23 protein-coding genes and 1 CRISPR repeat array are annotated in these 16,994 nt (G+C 25.9%); of the genes, 19 read left to right on the top strand and 4 right to left on the bottom strand.

Annotation, left to right across the window (positions count from 1 at the left end; genetic code table 11):
• Positions 1 to 144: RepB family plasmid replication initiator protein (locus tag ACTG45_RS21645; protein WP_479920418.1), on the bottom strand; the 144-nt coding region annotated here is incomplete at its 3' end.
• Positions 145 to 2,557: 2,413 nt separating this feature from the next.
• On the opposite strand from ACTG45_RS21645, the gene ACTG45_RS21640 reads away from it, so the two are divergent.
• The 3 genes from ACTG45_RS21640 to ACTG45_RS21630 all read left to right on the top strand — a co-directional run bounded on the left by ACTG45_RS21640 (position 2,558) and on the right by ACTG45_RS21630 (position 5,451).
• A complete protein-coding gene (locus tag ACTG45_RS21640; protein WP_479920416.1) occupies positions 2,558 to 3,205 on the top strand; it encodes a hypothetical protein in 648 nt (215 codons plus the stop codon).
• A 408-nt stretch (positions 3,206 to 3,613) separates the two neighbouring features.
• Complete coding sequence (locus ACTG45_RS21635) at positions 3,614 to 4,261, top strand: hypothetical protein (RefSeq protein WP_479920415.1); 648 nt, start codon at positions 3,614 to 3,616, stop codon at positions 4,259 to 4,261.
• Positions 4,262 to 4,392: 131 nt separating this feature from the next.
• A complete protein-coding gene (locus ACTG45_RS21630; RefSeq protein WP_479920414.1) occupies positions 4,393 to 5,451 on the top strand; it encodes a toxic anion resistance protein in 1,059 nt (352 codons plus the stop codon).
• A 236-nt stretch (positions 5,452 to 5,687) separates the two neighbouring features.
• On the opposite strand, the gene ACTG45_RS21625 is transcribed toward ACTG45_RS21630, so the two are convergent.
• Entirely contained in the window at positions 5,688 to 5,888 is a 201-nt protein-coding gene (locus ACTG45_RS21625; RefSeq protein ID WP_479920413.1) for a hypothetical protein, read from the bottom strand.
• A 421-nt stretch (positions 5,889 to 6,309) separates the two neighbouring features.
• Here ACTG45_RS21625 and ACTG45_RS21620 point away from each other — a divergent pair, with 421 nt between their 5' ends.
• The 7 genes from ACTG45_RS21620 (at position 6,310) to ACTG45_RS21590 (ending at position 12,782) form a co-directional block, all read left to right on the top strand.
• Positions 6,310 to 6,828, top strand: a complete 519-nt coding sequence (locus ACTG45_RS21620) for an FxLYD domain-containing protein (RefSeq protein WP_227831825.1) — start codon at positions 6,310 to 6,312, stop codon at positions 6,826 to 6,828.
• Between the two features lie 157 nt (positions 6,829 to 6,985).
• Positions 6,986 to 7,381 (top strand): hypothetical protein, encoded by a 396-nt coding sequence (locus ACTG45_RS21615; protein ID WP_479920412.1) that lies wholly within the window; start codon positions 6,986 to 6,988, stop codon positions 7,379 to 7,381.
• Positions 7,382 to 7,686: 305 nt separating this feature from the next.
• Positions 7,687 to 9,048 carry a jacalin-like lectin gene (locus tag ACTG45_RS21610; protein ID WP_479920411.1) on the top strand — a complete coding sequence of 454 codons (1,362 nt, stop codon included), beginning with the start codon at positions 7,687 to 7,689 and terminating at the stop codon, positions 9,046 to 9,048.
• Between the two features lie 350 nt (positions 9,049 to 9,398).
• Positions 9,399 to 10,208, top strand: a complete 810-nt coding sequence (locus ACTG45_RS21605; protein ID WP_479920410.1) for a LytR/AlgR family response regulator transcription factor — start codon at positions 9,399 to 9,401, stop codon at positions 10,206 to 10,208.
• A 291-nt stretch (positions 10,209 to 10,499) separates the two neighbouring features.
• Positions 10,500 to 11,123 (top strand): TetR/AcrR family transcriptional regulator, encoded by a 624-nt coding sequence (locus ACTG45_RS21600; protein ID WP_479920409.1) that lies wholly within the window; start codon positions 10,500 to 10,502, stop codon positions 11,121 to 11,123.
• 6 nt (positions 11,124 to 11,129) lie between these two features.
• Complete coding sequence (locus ACTG45_RS21595; protein WP_479920408.1) at positions 11,130 to 11,498, top strand: hypothetical protein; 369 nt, start codon at positions 11,130 to 11,132, stop codon at positions 11,496 to 11,498.
• Between the two features lie 432 nt (positions 11,499 to 11,930).
• Positions 11,931 to 12,223: a CRISPR direct-repeat array (repeat unit 32 nt; unit sequence ATCGTTTTATATTAACTAAGTGGTATGTAAAG).
• A 403-nt stretch (positions 12,224 to 12,626) separates the two neighbouring features.
• Positions 12,627 to 12,782, top strand: a complete 156-nt coding sequence (locus tag ACTG45_RS21590) for a hypothetical protein (protein WP_021382811.1) — start codon at positions 12,627 to 12,629, stop codon at positions 12,780 to 12,782.
• 25 nt (positions 12,783 to 12,807) lie between these two features.
• On the opposite strand, the gene ACTG45_RS21585 is transcribed toward ACTG45_RS21590, so the two are convergent.
• A complete protein-coding gene (locus ACTG45_RS21585) occupies positions 12,808 to 13,176 on the bottom strand; it encodes a helix-turn-helix domain-containing protein (protein WP_021382769.1) in 369 nt (122 codons plus the stop codon).
• Between the two features lie 171 nt (positions 13,177 to 13,347).
• Between ACTG45_RS21585 and ACTG45_RS21580 the strand changes: the two genes are divergently transcribed.
• From ACTG45_RS21580 to ACTG45_RS21565, 4 genes are read left to right on the top strand one after another with little or no spacing between them, the layout of a single operon-like run.
• Positions 13,348 to 13,509 carry a hypothetical protein gene (locus ACTG45_RS21580; protein ID WP_021382755.1) on the top strand — a complete coding sequence of 54 codons (162 nt, stop codon included), beginning with the start codon at positions 13,348 to 13,350 and terminating at the stop codon, positions 13,507 to 13,509.
• Between the two features lie 31 nt (positions 13,510 to 13,540).
• Complete coding sequence (locus ACTG45_RS21575; protein WP_479920407.1) at positions 13,541 to 13,756, top strand: hypothetical protein; 216 nt, start codon at positions 13,541 to 13,543, stop codon at positions 13,754 to 13,756.
• Between the two features lie 29 nt (positions 13,757 to 13,785).
• Complete coding sequence (locus ACTG45_RS21570; RefSeq protein WP_479920406.1) at positions 13,786 to 14,787, top strand: conserved phage C-terminal domain-containing protein; 1,002 nt, start codon at positions 13,786 to 13,788, stop codon at positions 14,785 to 14,787.
• 12 nt (positions 14,788 to 14,799) lie between these two features.
• Entirely contained in the window at positions 14,800 to 15,033 is a 234-nt protein-coding gene (locus ACTG45_RS21565; protein ID WP_479920405.1) for a hypothetical protein, read from the top strand.
• Between the two features lie 11 nt (positions 15,034 to 15,044).
• Here the strand turns inward: ACTG45_RS21565 and ACTG45_RS21560 are convergent, their stop codons facing one another.
• Positions 15,045 to 15,233: a hypothetical protein gene (locus ACTG45_RS21560; RefSeq protein ID WP_223195725.1), complete on the bottom strand. Its 189-nt coding sequence runs from the start codon at positions 15,231 to 15,233 to the stop codon at positions 15,045 to 15,047.
• Positions 15,234 to 15,817: 584 nt separating this feature from the next.
• Between ACTG45_RS21560 and ACTG45_RS21555 the strand changes: the two genes are divergently transcribed.
• Genes ACTG45_RS21555 through ACTG45_RS21535 form a run of 5 tightly spaced genes read left to right on the top strand, consistent with a single transcriptional unit; the run spans position 15,818 to position 16,989 of the window.
• Positions 15,818 to 16,132: a hypothetical protein gene (locus ACTG45_RS21555; protein WP_074179536.1), complete on the top strand. Its 315-nt coding sequence runs from the start codon at positions 15,818 to 15,820 to the stop codon at positions 16,130 to 16,132.
• A complete protein-coding gene (locus ACTG45_RS21550; protein ID WP_407963950.1) occupies positions 16,119 to 16,334 on the top strand; it encodes a hypothetical protein in 216 nt (71 codons plus the stop codon). The genes ACTG45_RS21555 and ACTG45_RS21550 overlap by 14 nt, the downstream gene beginning before the upstream one ends.
• Positions 16,335 to 16,359: 25 nt before the next feature.
• Positions 16,360 to 16,635 carry a hypothetical protein gene (locus ACTG45_RS21545; RefSeq protein WP_407963949.1) on the top strand — a complete coding sequence of 92 codons (276 nt, stop codon included), beginning with the start codon at positions 16,360 to 16,362 and terminating at the stop codon, positions 16,633 to 16,635.
• A gap of 15 nt (positions 16,636 to 16,650) precedes the next feature.
• Complete coding sequence (locus ACTG45_RS21540) at positions 16,651 to 16,821, top strand: hypothetical protein (RefSeq protein ID WP_407963948.1); 171 nt, start codon at positions 16,651 to 16,653, stop codon at positions 16,819 to 16,821.
• Positions 16,822 to 16,851: 30 nt separating this feature from the next.
• The gene (locus ACTG45_RS21535; RefSeq protein ID WP_407963947.1) at positions 16,852 to 16,989 is read left to right on the top strand and encodes a hypothetical protein; all 138 of its coding nucleotides are present in this window, start codon (positions 16,852 to 16,854) and stop codon (positions 16,987 to 16,989) included.
• The last annotated feature ends 5 nt before the right edge of the window (positions 16,990 to 16,994 follow it).

Genomic DNA, 16,994 nt, shown 5'->3' with positions numbered 1-16,994 from the left:
AAATACTTTTAGTTCTTCTTTTGATATAGTTGTAACATAAGAGGAATTTTGTTGTTTCTGAGCATTAAAAAGTATTTTGTAAAATAATTTATTTTCCACATTTGTAAAATCATATTTACTTTTTATTAAATTATTTGGTTGCATTAAAATTTCTTTTTTTTCCAAAATTTATCACCTCATATAAATTATAAAACTTGATTTAACAAAAGGTCAACTATTTTTAAAATACACTCACTTTCGACCCTTAAAATGATGACCTTTGACCCTTAAAATGATGACCTTTGACCCTTAAAATGATGACCTTTCGACCCTTAAAATGATGACCTTTGACCCTTAAAATGATGACCTTTGACCCTTAAAATGATGACCTTTCGTCTCTGAAACCTAGATATACCAATCATTATAGCTTGTCTAAAAACTATTAAAGACTTTAAAAACTGTTTTAAAAACTATTAAAGACTAGAAAAGATGTCTGAACTATTCTTTTTTTTAATATAAAAAACTTTATTAACTATTTTTCTAATATACTTACTAAATGCTATTGAATTTAATTTTACTTAAAAAGATTGGAGATAATGAACTTGCAATCTTGATGATTGGGAAAAAATAAACTGATAAAAATAAAGTTGATTAAATATAGTTTTAAGACATTTAAAGGCTTGTCTGACCTATTTTAATTGCAAACTTGATGTCATTTACCTAAAAAGATGAAAATTTGCTTAAAAATGGAAATAGAAGGCCAAATATAAAATATCCAGCCTTCTATCTCTTTAATTATTTTTTCATACGAGATACTTATAAATTAAGAAAGAAGTGCATATATAAGTTATAAAATAAATTAAATAATAAGTTTTATAAAATGCATATATAAATTTAAATAATTTTAGTTTTCTATATTCAGTTTATTTAATAAACGAAAATTTTTATTAAATAAATTATGATATAATAAATATATAAATAAACGTTGTAATGATTGTAAACACCGAGTTTAAACGTATTTTTGAAAAATATCAAAAAGCAATACTTGTGTCTCATTGCAAATTTTAATATTTAATGTGTCTGAACGTATTGAAAATATCGATTCATTTCAAGATTTTATATTAACTAAGTGGTATGTAAATTGTATAAGGTTATTGTGTTTTACAAGACTATTGTAGGTTTTATATTAACTAAGTGGTAAACAGGATAATTTTAATTATTAGATCTTTATAATTAAAATTTAAAAATAAATTATAAATAGAGTGTATATGTAAATTATAAAATAACTTATAAATAAAATTGTAAATAATATTAAAAAAAGTTGTTTTCTATGAGTAATTTAATCAGTTAACTAAAATTCTCATTAGATAAATTATGATAATATATATATGTAGTGAGCTATACTTTGAATATAAACACTGTAAAGATTGTAAATACTAAGTTATAAGTAATACTTTTTGAATTTATTTTGAGCTTTTACATTAACTAAGTGAAAAATAGAAATATAAATTAAGTAAAAAGTGTATAAATAATTTATAAAATAACTTATATAATAATTTTGGTTTTCTGTGTTCATTTTATTTAAGAAACTACAATTTTTATTAAATAAATTAGTTTTTAAATTATCTAAGTGATATGTAAATTGTATAAGATTATTGTGTTTTACAAGACTATCGTAGTCTTTAAATATTTCTTTTTATCATATTTGTTATAAATAACTCTTTTTACATTACCCATATATCTTAATATATTAAGCTAAAAGTTAATACATGCCTCCTTCTTTAGTTTCTAATAAAACAATAATACATTTTTAGTTACAGTTATATATTAACCTATTTTTCGTTTTTAGTTTCCCAAATGCTCGTTTATTCATTTTTTGAAATAATTTATTTGAAATTAATTATTAAAAGTTTATCTTAAAATATACCAAAATATTGAAATTTAAATGTTTTATAAGACTTTTTATTTTTTATATCTACAAAGATTTTATTTTTTACACTTTTATTTTAAATTCATAAATTCCCAAACACTAGTCGTTAATTCCCAAATACTCGTCGTTCGATCTCTGTACATAAGTAATTTCAATGTGTCCAAATCGCCTAAAATAATAAAATATAAAATAAATAAAATGTTTTTAAAATAGAATAGAATAGTAAAAGGGAAAACACAAATACTTTTCTATTCTGTACTGTTTATAAAAAAATACAAATATCTTTCTTTTATAAATTATCAAGTTATATAAACAACATTTAAATTCTCATTATTTGTAAAAACAACTTATATAAAAGACTTACTTCTCAAATAAATTTAGAAAGGCTTTTTAAAGAGTTTTAAAACGCCTGTAACGCTTTTAAATAATAAATACAATAATTTACTTTATGATAAGGACAAACTACCTTAAAATGGCAATAAAATGGAATACATAATCTATTAGAAAATTCAAAGCTATATTTAATTAATTTAATTAGTCTATTAATGAAATAGTTAATAATTTTAAAAAAGGATATGTAATTGAAAAATATTAAAAGATATAATAGTATTTTATCTAAGGATAACTTAAAAAGAGAGGGGAAAAGTAATGCATGGATTATTTGGAGGATTCATTAAGATATATAAATATCAAATGATTTTGGTTATTTTAGTTTATATTTTATTTTTTATACAAAGTAGATTTAAGTTTAAAAATAAGTCTTTAAAATTTATAAAAGAAAATAATAATGTATTAAGCTTGATGAATTCATGGGAATGTTTTTTTATACTTTGTATCCCATTTGTAGGATATTTGGGTTTTGTATTAGCTATTTTAGGAATGCTTCTTAACTTAGGAGGAGATTTTGAAAAAGATTATGCTAAATATTTGTTAGATGTAATTAAATCTATTTATGACACGGAAGAAGATATTAATAAGCAATACAAGAGAGAATTTAAGAGAATAGAAAATATTTTATCTGATATTAAAAATCCCTACCACAAGATAGTGGTAGAAAATGCAGCTGTTCTCGATTCTTTTATAAATGAATACAACAATATAAAAGACTATCTTAAAACTGAAAAAGAAAAGATTGATATGTATAATGAAATAAAAACATCTTTAATTAATTTTCTAAAATTTACTGATAATATGGTTAATAATCCTGAAAAAAAAATGGCTTTAGATGAAAAGGAAATATTATTAGAAGATATTAAGAAATATACTAATATGTTAAAAGAATATATGAAGATGTAATATGTATAATTAATACTTAAAATTTAATACCTTTAAAGTAATAAAAATAATAATAGAATAAAAGATCGGAATATATTAATATAAAATTTAAATTATATTTTATGTTAATTAAGTAAGTAGCAGAGTAGTTTCAACTACTCTGTTTTTTATAATTTAAATTTTAAAATAAATTATTTTTAAAATTAATATATAATTTAAAAAATAACTTAATTAAAAGTTTATTTATAATGTTTAAAAAATTTAAAAAACAATAAAATTAGGATAATTAATCTATTTAAGAATTTGAAGCTATATTTAATTATATTAATGGAATATTTGATACTTTTAAAAAAGATATATCATTGAAAAATATTAAAAGGTATAATAGTATTTTATCTAAGGATAATTAAAAAGGAGAGGGGAAAAGTAATGCATGAATTACTTGAGGCATTAATTAAGATATATAAATATCAAATGTTTTTAGTTTTTTTAGTTTTTTTTCTGATTTTTATACAAAGTAAATTTAAGTTCAAAAATAAATCTTCGAACTTTCTAAAAGATAATGTTAATGTATTAGATATAGTAGGTTCATGGACATATTTTTTTGTATTTTGCATACCATTTCTGGGGTATTTGGCTTCTGCATTTGCTATTTTAGGAGTGCTTCTTAACTTAGGAGGAGATTTTGAAAAGGATCATGCTAAATATTTATTAAATGTAATTAAATCTATTTATGATAAAGAAGTAGATATTAATAGACAATATAAGAATGAGTTTAAAACAATAGAAAGTATTTTATCTGACATTAAAAATCCTTACCACAGAATAGTCGTAGAAAATGCAGTTATCCTTGACTCATTTGTGAATGAATACAACAATATAAAAGACTATTTTAAAACTGAAAAAGAAGAACTTGATATATATAACGAAATAAAAATATCTTTAATTAATCTTTTAAAATTTACTGATAATATGGCTAATCGCTCTAAAAGAGAAATGGTTTTAGATGAAAAAGAAATATTATTAAAAGATATTAAAAAATACAATAGTATGTTAAAAGAATATACAAAGCTATAATATATATAAGTGATATTTTAAACTTGAATAGTATTAATGTTTCAAAGGATGTTAAACAAACATATAAAAAATAGTATCAGTAATGAAGATTTTTTCTCATTTAAAGAAATTATTAAGGGGTTGTTATTTTAGTGGATTGTTTAGAAAAAATAAAAGAAGAGTATGATTATATATCTATAAAAGGCAAGGATAAAATAAATTTTAATGATAAATATGAAATAGATTTAAGAGAAAGTGAAGAAGTAAAAACTATATTAAAAGAAATAAATATAAATAATATAGATAATATACTTAAATTTGGAAGTGCATCTTCAAAGAGTGTTACAGAAATATCTGATGGACTGTTATATTCATTGAAAAATTATTATGAAATTGACATAAATGAAGTATTAAATAAATTAGACAAAGTAATAAATGAATTTGATTTTGATGAACTAAAAGAATCTAAGAAATCAAATTTTTTTAAGCAAATATTTAAAAAAAATAAATATAAATTAGATAAACAAATAAGTAAATATACAGTGATAGTAGATGAAGTTGATAAAAGCTATTTTATATTAAAAAAATATGAAATAGATTTAAGAGATCAATTAAAAAAAATGAACATGTTATACGAATCAAACTTTGAATATTGTAGTAGCTTGGAAAATTATATATCAGCAAGTGGAATTATTTTAGAGGATTTAGACAAAGAATTGTCCCTAGAAGTAGAAAAAACACAGTCTTATGAAAAAGTGGGATTTTTAAAGGAGAATAAAGAAATCTTAGAACAAAGAGTTTATGATCTAAAGATAACTCGAAATATATCTTTGCAGAATATAACATTAATGGAGCAAATTCAAAATTATAATTTCGAGTTAATAAATTTAATAAAATCTTCTCTTATAATTACACTACCTATTTTTAAGCAATGCTTAACGAATTCAATATTATTAAAAAAACAGGAAATTTTGTCAATAGGAATAAATAGCGTGCAGAAGTCAACAAACAAATTTTTTATGAAGAATAAAGTAAGCACATCTAAGAATAATTTAAAAATAATTGAGAATCAAACTGACTTATATTCACTATATAAAAAAATAATGTGTGGCATAGAAGAATATAAGAAAATAAAAGTTGAAAATAAAACTAATATTGAAGATGGCTTTTTTAAATTAGAGAATTTAAAAGAAGAAATGAAGTCCCAGTAATTTTGTAGTAATAAAAATAATAGTAGAATAAAAAATTGGTATAAATATAATTTATAAATAACATATATTTTAAAGTTATTATATAAGTTTTAAAATAATTTATAAATAACTTTATATTTTTATCTAAGCAATTAAATATCTATGGTAAAAATGTCCTCATAATCTGAATAAACAGATTGAAAGGACATTTTTTATATAGGAAAAATGGCTAAATTTAAAAACTAATACAAATAAATTTAATTATTTTGTTTCTGGAAGTATCTTAACAAGTTAATAACTACAATTACAAATGAAAAACCAATATATGCTTTAACTAAAATCGTTAAAATCGGTTGTATTGAAATATTTTTTATTCCTATAATCCAAATCAAAAGCAAAAGAATAATTGCCACAATATACATATATATATTTATAATTTTTAATGAATTCTTTTTCATAAATATCATCTCCTGTATACTAATCTTATATATTTCAACGTACTTAGGATAGGTTTTTGGACAGAAATTTAAAAAGATTTATATGTTTTTCATTAAAAATTATGTAAGCACGAAAAATGTCTAAATAAGTATTTATAAAATTTCCAATTTTATGTAAATAAGATTTGATTTAAAAAAATAATTTAGATAAATATGGATACAGAAAAATTTAAAAAAATAATAAAATTTTCTAAATAATAAAGCTTAAAAAAGAACAGTACAAAAGTCAGTCAATTAAGGACAAGCATCTATTAAATATAACAAAATATATAAGACATACCTAAAAAAAAGTCTTTAGTAGCATGATATTACAGCTTTAGACATTAGATATATACTATAATATGATTGAGGTTATCATAAAATAATTAGAGGGGGAATTAAAATGTCAAAGATGATCAAATGTAAAGCATGTTCAAAAGAGATAGCATCTAATGCTAAATCATGTCCTAATTGTGGGGCTAAAAACAAAAAACCATTTTATAAAAGAGGTTGGTTTATAGTTATAGTAGTATTTGTTTTATTATATGCTATTGGTACTAGTGGAAGTGGTGGAAATGATGATACTGCTAAAGGAAATGATGATGGAACAAATAAAACAGCTAGTGTAGATAAGCCAGAAGAACCTAAGAAAGAAAAATATGAAATAGTTGGAGATATAACATCAGAAACTGATAGTATGGCAACATATATAAAAGGCGTTATTAAAAATAACAGTGGTAATGATATATCATATGCACAAGTAACATTTACTTTATATGATAAAGATGGAAACCAATTAGGTACTGCAATGGATAATATAAATGATCTTAAAAAAGATGGTACTTGGAAATTTAAAGCTATGGGAATGAATACAGATGGAGAAATTGCATCTTATGAGTTATCAGAAATAACTGGTTTCTAGATTAATAAAAAAGATAATTAGAGTAAAATTGTTTTATATTTCTCTACTTAAGTAGAAATGATGGAAAGCTATGAACTATAGAAATGAAACTCTATTTTTCATAGCTTTTTATTAGATAAATAGGTTGTAAATAAGATAATAATAGGAGTGATTTTCAATGCTGATAAATTATTACGATAGGGGTTATTTCAAACAAATTTATATTACAAGTATTCTTGTGATAATATTTTCGATAATATGTGCATTTAAGGTAACTTTTTTATTCTTATTACTTGCAGGTTTTTATCTTGAACAAACATATAAATTTTTAATAAAATATAAAAATAAACTTTATATTTCAATTACAGATTATGATATTTTGATCCATAATAAGTATATTTTTAGAGGTAAAAATGCTAAAAATCATATCAAATTTAAAGACATAGTAGGTATAGATAAACAAGATAATATTATTGAAATTTTTACGAATGAAAACTCTTATTGTATATATTTGAAAGCTTTAAGCATTGAGAGTGAAGAATATCTAATAAGTAGACTAAAATCATTTTTTTAATACCATATTCTATATAAAAAATAATATTAATATATTTCATATTAACTAAATAAAAAGGAGCTGTTGCATGAACAATTATAAATTGATGTGTAACAGCTTTCTTTCTTGTGTAGATTAGCTTATTTTTAAGAAATAAGTTTCATTATAAGTGTAACAGATAATGAGGCGCACGTAATTGATTTGAATTGTATTTGTCTGACCCCATATTCGCTGTTTATTCCGCCAAATAGGTCATCTGTTCCAAACAATTGAATTTGATTGATGGATTTAATAAAATTATAAAAAAGAAAAGGAGGATACTTTATATGCCAGATTTGAATTTGAAAAAAACTGTTTTAATTGATGCCAAGGCATCGGGCGCTATTGAATTTGATGACTTCCGTGAGTACGAGGAACTCAGATGTACATTTCCTAATGCAATTTTTATTTGCTATGGAGAAGCTATTGATCTTATAGGTACTTGTTATGCCCAGGTTGACTTTCCTATGCATGGAAAATACCGCGGAAATGAAGCACACTTTGAATTTTTGCCTGGAGAACATATTATTAAAATTACAGGAATGATAGCAATGTATTGGAATAAATCGTTTATTTTCAATCTGACTTTTCATACTGATATGGGGCGTGACGTCGGAATAAAAAATCAACAGAACGGGCGAACAGTTCAGGGGAAGCCTTTTACAATTGAATTTGACAAAGGGTATGCTTTGGCGTGTCTATTTGGAAAGACAGCATCACCAATAGAAGGTGGTAAGACTTTACCTAATTACTCATTTTTATCTGCAATAGGAGCCTATCAAAGACGTATAGAATGTATCACACAAGCGGAATTTACTGTCTATGCACAAGGAGTAAAAGCCCCTGTGGCGGAGTGGATGATGGATCACACTGGAGTATGTGCAACAGTCGGTCATTATACACCATCAGGACAATGGGTTGCTGATACTGATACTTATCGTTTTGGTTGTCATGGCAGTGTTCCAGCACCAGAGGCAAGGTATATTGAAACAGGACATGGAAGTTTGGAGGCCGCCATTATACTTGCTTGCGGTGAACCTAATGCGAAAAGAGCTAATAATGATTTTATTACACCAAGTGACGATTGTGGAATTGTTTACTTAAAGGATGGTGTATGCCATCAAATGACGAATCGCCTGATGTCAGTTACCGGAAAGGTTTTTCCTGCTGATAAAGTTTGGTGTTCCAAGTATAGCATTTGGAAATTCGGTTTATTCGGATATGGATGGACTGAATGGAGAAATTCCTGTTATTCTAAATTTGATGAAGTGTATCTTGCTGAGAAGTTTGAAGAAAATGTAAGTGCCGCTAATTTGATGTCTTCAACTGACGATCCATTGACTCAAAAACTGATATCTTTAGAGGACAAGGGTCATCAACTGGATATTGCGATTATAGAGCGTACCAAAGTGATGTTGGAAGACTGCTTTGGAAGTAATCTGAGTAAAGAAAAGACAAATTCATTGATTCAAGTTGCTTCTCAGCAAAATAAAAGTATAGATTTATTAGAAGAAATGGACGAAGAAGAAAAGAGTAAAGTCTTTGTAGAAGAAATGAAGAGTACACTTCGAGCTTTCAATGAAATTTTAGGTGCAGAGGATTTCAAAAAATTCTTTTATGTATCTCTGGATGAAATTTTAAATAAGTAGAATCAAATAAAAATGGACTAGATAAGAATCTGGTTACACAGTATACTTTCAAGGTTCGGGAACAAAAAAAACAGAGTGTATCCCGTTTGAGGTTTGGGTGAGCTACACTCTGTTTTTAACAAAATTATAATTACGATATTGAATTCGATAGAGGCTATTCAAGCTAAAGACTGTAAAAGCCTTCCAGTAGGAATGAGGATTCTTCTATGAAAGATATCTTCTTGCCCCAAAGATGATGAGTGACATTTCTTACGAGTTTCAAAGTAGCAAAAATATTTAAACTATTTGCAAAGAAATCTAATCTGCGACAAAATAGTAATTGAAATATTTAATCAGAAGGAGGGTGTTCAATGGAATTGACAATGGAAAATGTGGCGGAGTACACTGAGTATATGCTTCGTGAATATTATCACCTCAACACAGAGCCGTTCTTTTCTGCATTGGATACTGATGTCATGTGGATTGGTCCAGGCAATTTGTTCGTGTTTGGTGAGGCGGCAGTAAAAAGTTACTTCAAAGATGGATTTATCATGCCGAATATAGAGATGGAGAATACTGAATTTTATGAGCTACAGCCCGAAAAAGACAGCAGTATCGTAGTCGGGCGTTTTTCCTGCCACACCGAACAGGACGCTGATAAAGTGGCAGCGGCCAATCAAAGAGTGACGATTCATTTTAGACAGTACAGCGAAAAAAAGAGTGTAAAAATAACACATATGCATGTATCAAACGAGTGGAACGAGTTGGTGGATGACGAGGTCTTTCCTTTCAAGGTCAGCGTACAAACGTATCGCTATGTACAAAAGCTGGTGACGGAAAGTGGTGTGAAAAAGTGGTACAAAAAAATAGAACTGCGCAACGACATGGGTCTACAGTATATTGATCCAAATATGGTAGTATATGCGGAAGCGATTGGTAAGTATACAGTTGTTCATTTTGTGGACAAGATAGTAACGATTAAACGGCTTATAGGCGAAGTAGCGCTATTATTCCCGGAAATCTTTTGTAGGCCACACAGGGGGTATCTGGTTAACTGTGAATTCATTGTCTCTGTGGAACGCTATAGAATTACCATGGTTACAGGCACAATGATTCCCATCCCAGAAAAAAGATATTTTAAGGTGCGGGAGGAAATTGCTGCGATTATGCATAAGGTATGACACTTTAAAGAGGGCATTTGGAATAAAAAATAACATATAAAAATCCAAAAAGGAGTTGAATTTAAAATTTGATTAGAAAAAAATCAATTTTAAGGCAACCCCTTTTTTACAATTAAAATTTAAAAATAACTTATTAATCGAATCATATTGTATTTATGTGGATTTGTTTGATGCTGGTTTTTGTTTTCGGCATTTCAATGTGATAACCTAGTGCTCTTCTTGACAAGTGAGCAGTTGTTAACTATAATTATAGTTAACGATTGCTCACTACATTTATTTATGGAGGTTATTATGCCAAAAAATGAAAAACGTGATACAAAGAAAGTTATTTTAACAGTTGCACTAAGATTATTTTCTGAACGAGGCTATGATGGGGTTGGTATTCGAGACATATCAAAAGAAATAGGAATACGAGAGAGTGCTCTTTATAAACACTATAGTGGAAAGCAAGATATTTTTGATTCAATTCTAAAAGACATTGAGCGTCGTTACCAAGAAGAAGTTTCTACTATCCTACCTGAAAACATGACCAATATTTTCTCAGAAGAAAATGATGTAAGAGAGGAATTATTTCGTATTAGCATTACAATGTTTAATTTCTATCTCAAAACGGAGTATGGTTCTCAACTGCGTAGAATGTTGACATTAGAACAGTATAGAACTTCTGAAGCAGGTAAGTTTTTTAGGGAATTAATAATAGATAAAGGTTTAGATTATATATCAAATGTGTTCACTAGTTTAATAAATGATGGAGTTTATATTCATGCTGATCCAATGGTAATGGCCTTGCAGTTTTATTCACCTTTATATTTGCTGTTATCAAAATACGACAATCAGCCTGAAAAATACGAAGAAGCGATATCCTTTTTAGAAAGACACATTACGATATTCAATAAAATCTATTTGAAGGAGTGATAAACGATGAAAGGAATTGGAATATTGGTAGCAGAGTGGTTTATAACTGGTTTAATTGTTTATGCAGGACTATCTGGTAAGCAAATATTATTTATTAATGGACCTAGATCAGCTGTTATTACTTTGGGAGCAATCGGATTTGCAATGTGCATGATTATGCCAACAATCGGTAAATTTATCAGCAATTCACCTGCTCACCCACTCACAATTATGGGGTATATTTTTGGTGCAATAGCATTACTAACCACAGTAACTCAAATATTCAAATGGAATATTCCTATCATCTATGACCCAAAAACTGCACTTTTTGTAGTTGCTGGATGCATTGTCATAAAGTCAATTATTGGCAGGTTTGCACTGTTTATAGTTAAATAAATGGCTGTAACGCTTTTAAATAATAATCTTAAAGATTTACTGTTTTATATTAACTAAGTGGAAAACAGAGTGGTTTTAAACTACTCTGTTTTTATATAAAGTAAAAATAGAAATATAAATTAAGAAAGAAGTGCATATATAAGTTATAAAATAAATTAAATAATAAGTTTTATAAAATGTATAGATAAACTTAAATAATTTTGTTTTTCTATATTTAGTTTAATTAACAAACTAAAATTTTTATTAAATAAACTATGATATAATAAATATATAAATATGTAGTGTGCGATATTTCGAAAATAAATGTTGTAATGATTGTAAACACTGAGTTGTAATGTGTTTTTGAAAAATATCAAAAAGCACTACTTGTGGCTCACTGCAATTTTTAATATTTAGTCTTGCTGAAAGTATTGAAAATGACAGATTTATTTTGGGGTTTTATATTAACTAAGTGGTATGTAAAGAAACTTAAATAATCGACAGTATATCCACCTTCAAAAGTTTTATATTAACTAAGTAGTATGTAAAGTTGTCCACCTTCAAAATAAGCAATACTAGTAATATCGTTTTATATTAACTAAGTGGTATGTAAAGCAAAGTAATTTGCTAAGGTACAAAGAGTATCAAAATCGTTTTATATTAACTAAGTGGTATGTAAAGACCGCTAAAATAGGTGCAGTAATTCCCATTGTCATTGTTTTATATTAACTAAGTGGTATGTAAAGAGGATGTAATTTTTTATCATCAATAAATTCCTTTTGGGTTTTATATTAACTAAGTGGTAAACAGAGTAGTTCTAACTACTCTGTTTTTTATTTGTAAATTTAATAAAATTAAATAAATGGTAAAAATTGGAAGTTGATTATTGCAAAAATAGGTACTATACTTGTAGTATAAAGAAGATATATATCGAAATAATACATATAAACTACGTACGTAAAACAATTTTAAAATAATCATAATCTTTAATTTCAAATTCATCTTAGAATATGACATGCACAAGTAAAAAATATAGATTATATTAGTTTCAAGAAACTTTAAATTGGGGGGAAGGGAGTAGTCTATTGTTTTTCAGAAATAAGGACGTTGTAAAAAAATCAGAATATTTTGAATATAGGGGTGATTCTTATGGAAAATTTGAAACTTGAATCAAAAGTGAATTACACTAAGAATAAGAAAAGAGTTGCTATGTCTATCAATCAAATGAAAGAAATTTCTAAAAAAGATTATGCATTTTTAACAAATTGTATAGAAACATTTTATATGAAAATAAAAGAGGTTTGATAAATTTTCAAACCTCTTTTTATTGCTATTTGTTTTTCTTTTGCAATAGTTCTATCATTTTTAAGATAGCATCCCTGTCTTCTTGTTCTAATTCATAAAGCTTGTTAGTTATTTCTTTTACATCATCATCAATTTCTAAGTCAGCTAAACAATCTTTATAAATTTCACCTTTTCCACTTCTTAGCCACTCCTCATTTACTTCAAATTCTCTGCATATGTCGTTAATACTTCTTTCTGTCAAAACTCTTTTCCCTTTCTCCAATAAAGAAATTTGATCTTGTGATAAGAAAATTCTTTCTCCAAACGCTCTTTGCGAAAGTCTTTCAAGAGTTCTTAACTCATTTAATCTTTTTCCAACTTCTTTAACTTTTAATTCTTTTGAAACTTCTGCCATTTTTAAAATCCTCCTCTGTCATTACTATACTATAAGCGCACGACTTTGTCATTGGAAAAATAATTATAACGACAAAATCATAATAAAAATAAAAAATATATTGATTTTTAACGACAAAGTAGTTATAATTAAAATAAGTTGAACGACAAAGTAAGTGAGGGAGGGTGAAAAATGATTTGTTCAAACAAAGAGAAAGTAGAAACAGCTTTGATGATAGATTATTTAAAAAAAAACGAACCAAGCGAATGGAGAACTATAGAAACAATAATCTCTAGTACATACGCATTGAGTAATTTCAAAAAGGAAAATAAAGACATTATGAATCAGAAATAACAACAGTAAATACTTAAAGGGAGTGGTAAGTTTGAAAATTTCAGATTTTAATAAAGAACATATAAATAAAGCAGTTCAATTACACGATACAAGGTTTGATACAAAGGTTAATTGCATCATTACGAAAGTAGAAAAGAATGAAATACTAGTCATGTATTATGAAAAAGAGACAGATGAAATAACATATAAAACTTTGACTAAAGAAGATCTAATACTTGATGACTATAAACTTAAGTTATTATCTTAAAATGTAATTTGTGAAAGGAGGTGAAAAATTTGAGATTTAATGTACATGGATTTGACCAAAAAATGGCTATTGAATTTGGTTTATCTAATGATGAACTTTTAATTTTAAGACACTTTGAGGATTTTGTTTACAGTGGAAAAATGGACCATTTTTATGAAGATGGGTACATATTTTATTGGGTGAATTACGAAAAGTTTCTTAATGATTTACCCATCTTAAATATTAATAAAAAAAGGCTAGGAGAAATTATGATTCATAATCTAGGAGAACGCCCTTTTGATTTGGATGAAAGAATAGAAACTTTTTCAGAAAAGACAAAAATTAAATTTGCAAAACGGAAATATTTAGGAATCCTAAAAAGCAAAACATTAAAAAATTCAGATATAGGAGTTAGGAGTTACTTTTCGTTTACAAAGAAATTTTATGAACTTAAATTAGATATAACTGATTCTGATTTGGATATAAACAACCATGTAGTAAAAATACCACTAGGTTGTGGTAAAAATACTACAACCCCTGTGGTAAAAATACCGCAACCCTTGGAGTATTTTTACTACAACAAAGATTATTCTATTAATGATTATTCTATTAATGATATTAATACATATAGTCTTGTAGAACAAACAGAAGACAAAGTGATACATAAAAGAATTATTGATTATTTGAATGAAAAAGCAGATAAATCCTTTAAGAGTACGACTAAAAAAACAAGAGACTTAATTAATGCGAGACTAAAAGAAGGATTTGTTGAAGAAGATTTTTACAAAGTAATAGATAACAAAGTGCATGCATGGTTAGAAGATGCTAAAATGAGCGTCTATTTACGCCCTGAGACGTTATTTGGCAACAAGTTTGAGTCTTACTTAAATGAAGTGCCACGAATGGCTAAAAATGGAAATGAAAGTGTCAAACAAAATAAAGAAGTGAGTAAAAATAAATTTGCCAATTTTGAGCAAACATTTACTCAGTATAGTAACAAAGAGTTAGATGAAATTATAAAGAAAAGTCAAAAGGCAAAATTTGAAAAATGAGAGGTGCATTAAATGAATGAGAAAATAGAACTTACTGAAAAAGATTTACACTGCATTGCGAGACATTTACAAAATGAAGTGATGCAAATAGCGTTTCGAGGAAATAGAGAAGCCGCTACATCTTGCGAAGTTTGTGATTACTTAGAAGAATGTAGAGACAATTTCACTCATATAGATACTTTTATAAAATTAAGTAAGATAACAAATGTAAAAATTGTAACAGTTGGGCATTTCTTACCTAAATAAAACTTTTGAATCTATAGCTTACGAACTTTTTTTAAAATAGGGCAATCTTCCTCTGAAGACTTACAAATATGGCTTTTATCACAATCAGCACCCATAAATTTAGCTCCAGAAGTTATAGGCGTAGTTTCATATATACAACAAAATGAAACAGTTTCATTTATGACAGGACATTTTTTATTTATAGATCTAGAAAAACCCATATTATCACCACCTTTGTAATCAAATTAAACATATTGGTAGTATGTTTAATTTAAATATAACACATAAATTATTACAATATAGAATGAACTCTAATTTAAACTGCACGTAAGAATCTTAATTTTAAAATTGATAGAACAATATAAAGAATGAGAGATGAAAAACAGATTAAATTAAATATAAAAAGCTAGCAATAAAAATAATAGTTTTGAAAAGAGAAAATAGGATGAAAAACAGGAAATTTTATAAAATAATAAATTTGAGCAAAATTCAATATTGAAAAATATAGAAATTCAATATTGAAAAAGGGTCATTTTTCAATATTGAAATTAAAATTTGACAAAGTATTGAAAACCAATATTGAAAAAATTTAAAGAATATAGCAATTGCAATGCCTATAGAAGACGATTACATTACACGAAAAACACAGGTTTAAAGAAGTTGTCAAAAACCATTAAAAAAATGGTAATGGGAGAGAGAAAAAATAAAATTAAAAAGTTTTATAAAAACGTTATTAAATTATAGCTAAAGTTTATTAATTAATTTCCTCGTAGGAAAAATAACCTTTAATAGAAAGAGGTACAAAATGAAATTAGAAAATATGTCAAAAGAACAAAAAATAGCGATCCTACCTATAAATGAAGCGATAGAAAAAACTAAAGAAGATGAAAAAGATATAAACAAATACTTAAGAGAAATAAAAAACTGTAAAGAAATAAAAGTAAAAATTATAAGAAAAAACGGAAGCAAAATAGATGTTACATTTGTAAATAAATATATGAAACAGTGGTTGGATGAAGAAATTGAGATTTTAATTAATGTCATGAAAAATGAGGTTGTTCAGTTAAAAAAAGAATTGCTTAAAATGAGAGAAGCAGGTGAGAAAAATGAACAGAATTAGTATCACACAAGCACTAGCAAAGTTTGATAGTTTACTAGATAAATACGATAATTTTCCAAGCTATGTGTATACGCTTGAGTATAGAGGCAAGTTCTATGAATGGATAAAACAACTTGAAAGAAAAAATGAACTAAAAAAATTTAGGATAGTTAATGCTATAATTTTTGAGCTAAATGGAGAAGAAGCACCATTTTGGAATTAAAAAATGCATTAAGGAAGGAGAGTACATGATATTTAACATTGTAATTTTGATATTATGCTTTGATGCAGTTTTCAGCATTAGAAACAATATTAGATTGAGAAAAAGTATTAAGTTAATAGAGGAAGATGTAAAAGAAATTAATAGTTTTAAAAATAGTTTATATAAAAGTGCTAATTCATCATTAAATATTGCAGTCAGAATAAATAGAGTTTTTAACGACGCAACTAAGACAGTAGAAAATACTAAAAAGATAGAGAATGAATGTCAAAAGATATATGAGCAATTAAAAAAAGATATATAAAAAGGGGTATGGTTCATGAAGAAAATATCACATATGAACATATTAGAAAAAACAGAATTCATTAATAAAATAGCATCAGAAATAAAATCTGAATCTAAGTCAATGAGTAGATATGAATCATTATTAAAAGCAACAGAAGTAGTAAAAGAGATAGAGAAAAGAGAAGAAATCATGTATGAAAAATAGTAGTAAATAAGAATAGAAAATACGAAGAAAATGGAGAAAAAAACTTTTGCAAAAGTTAGAGCTAAAACTGTTAATTCACTCGATTATAAGCAAAAGGAAGAAAATAGCAAAGATAAAGATAAGGAGATTGGCTTTCAAGTATTAAATGACGAAGATATACCATTTTAAGAGGT

The sequence above is a fragment of the Clostridioides sp. LIBA-7602 genome, from assembly GCF_056688945.1.
The sequence above is the reverse complement of the archived record's forward strand: the minus strand, read 5'-3'. Positions and strand labels throughout refer to the sequence as shown.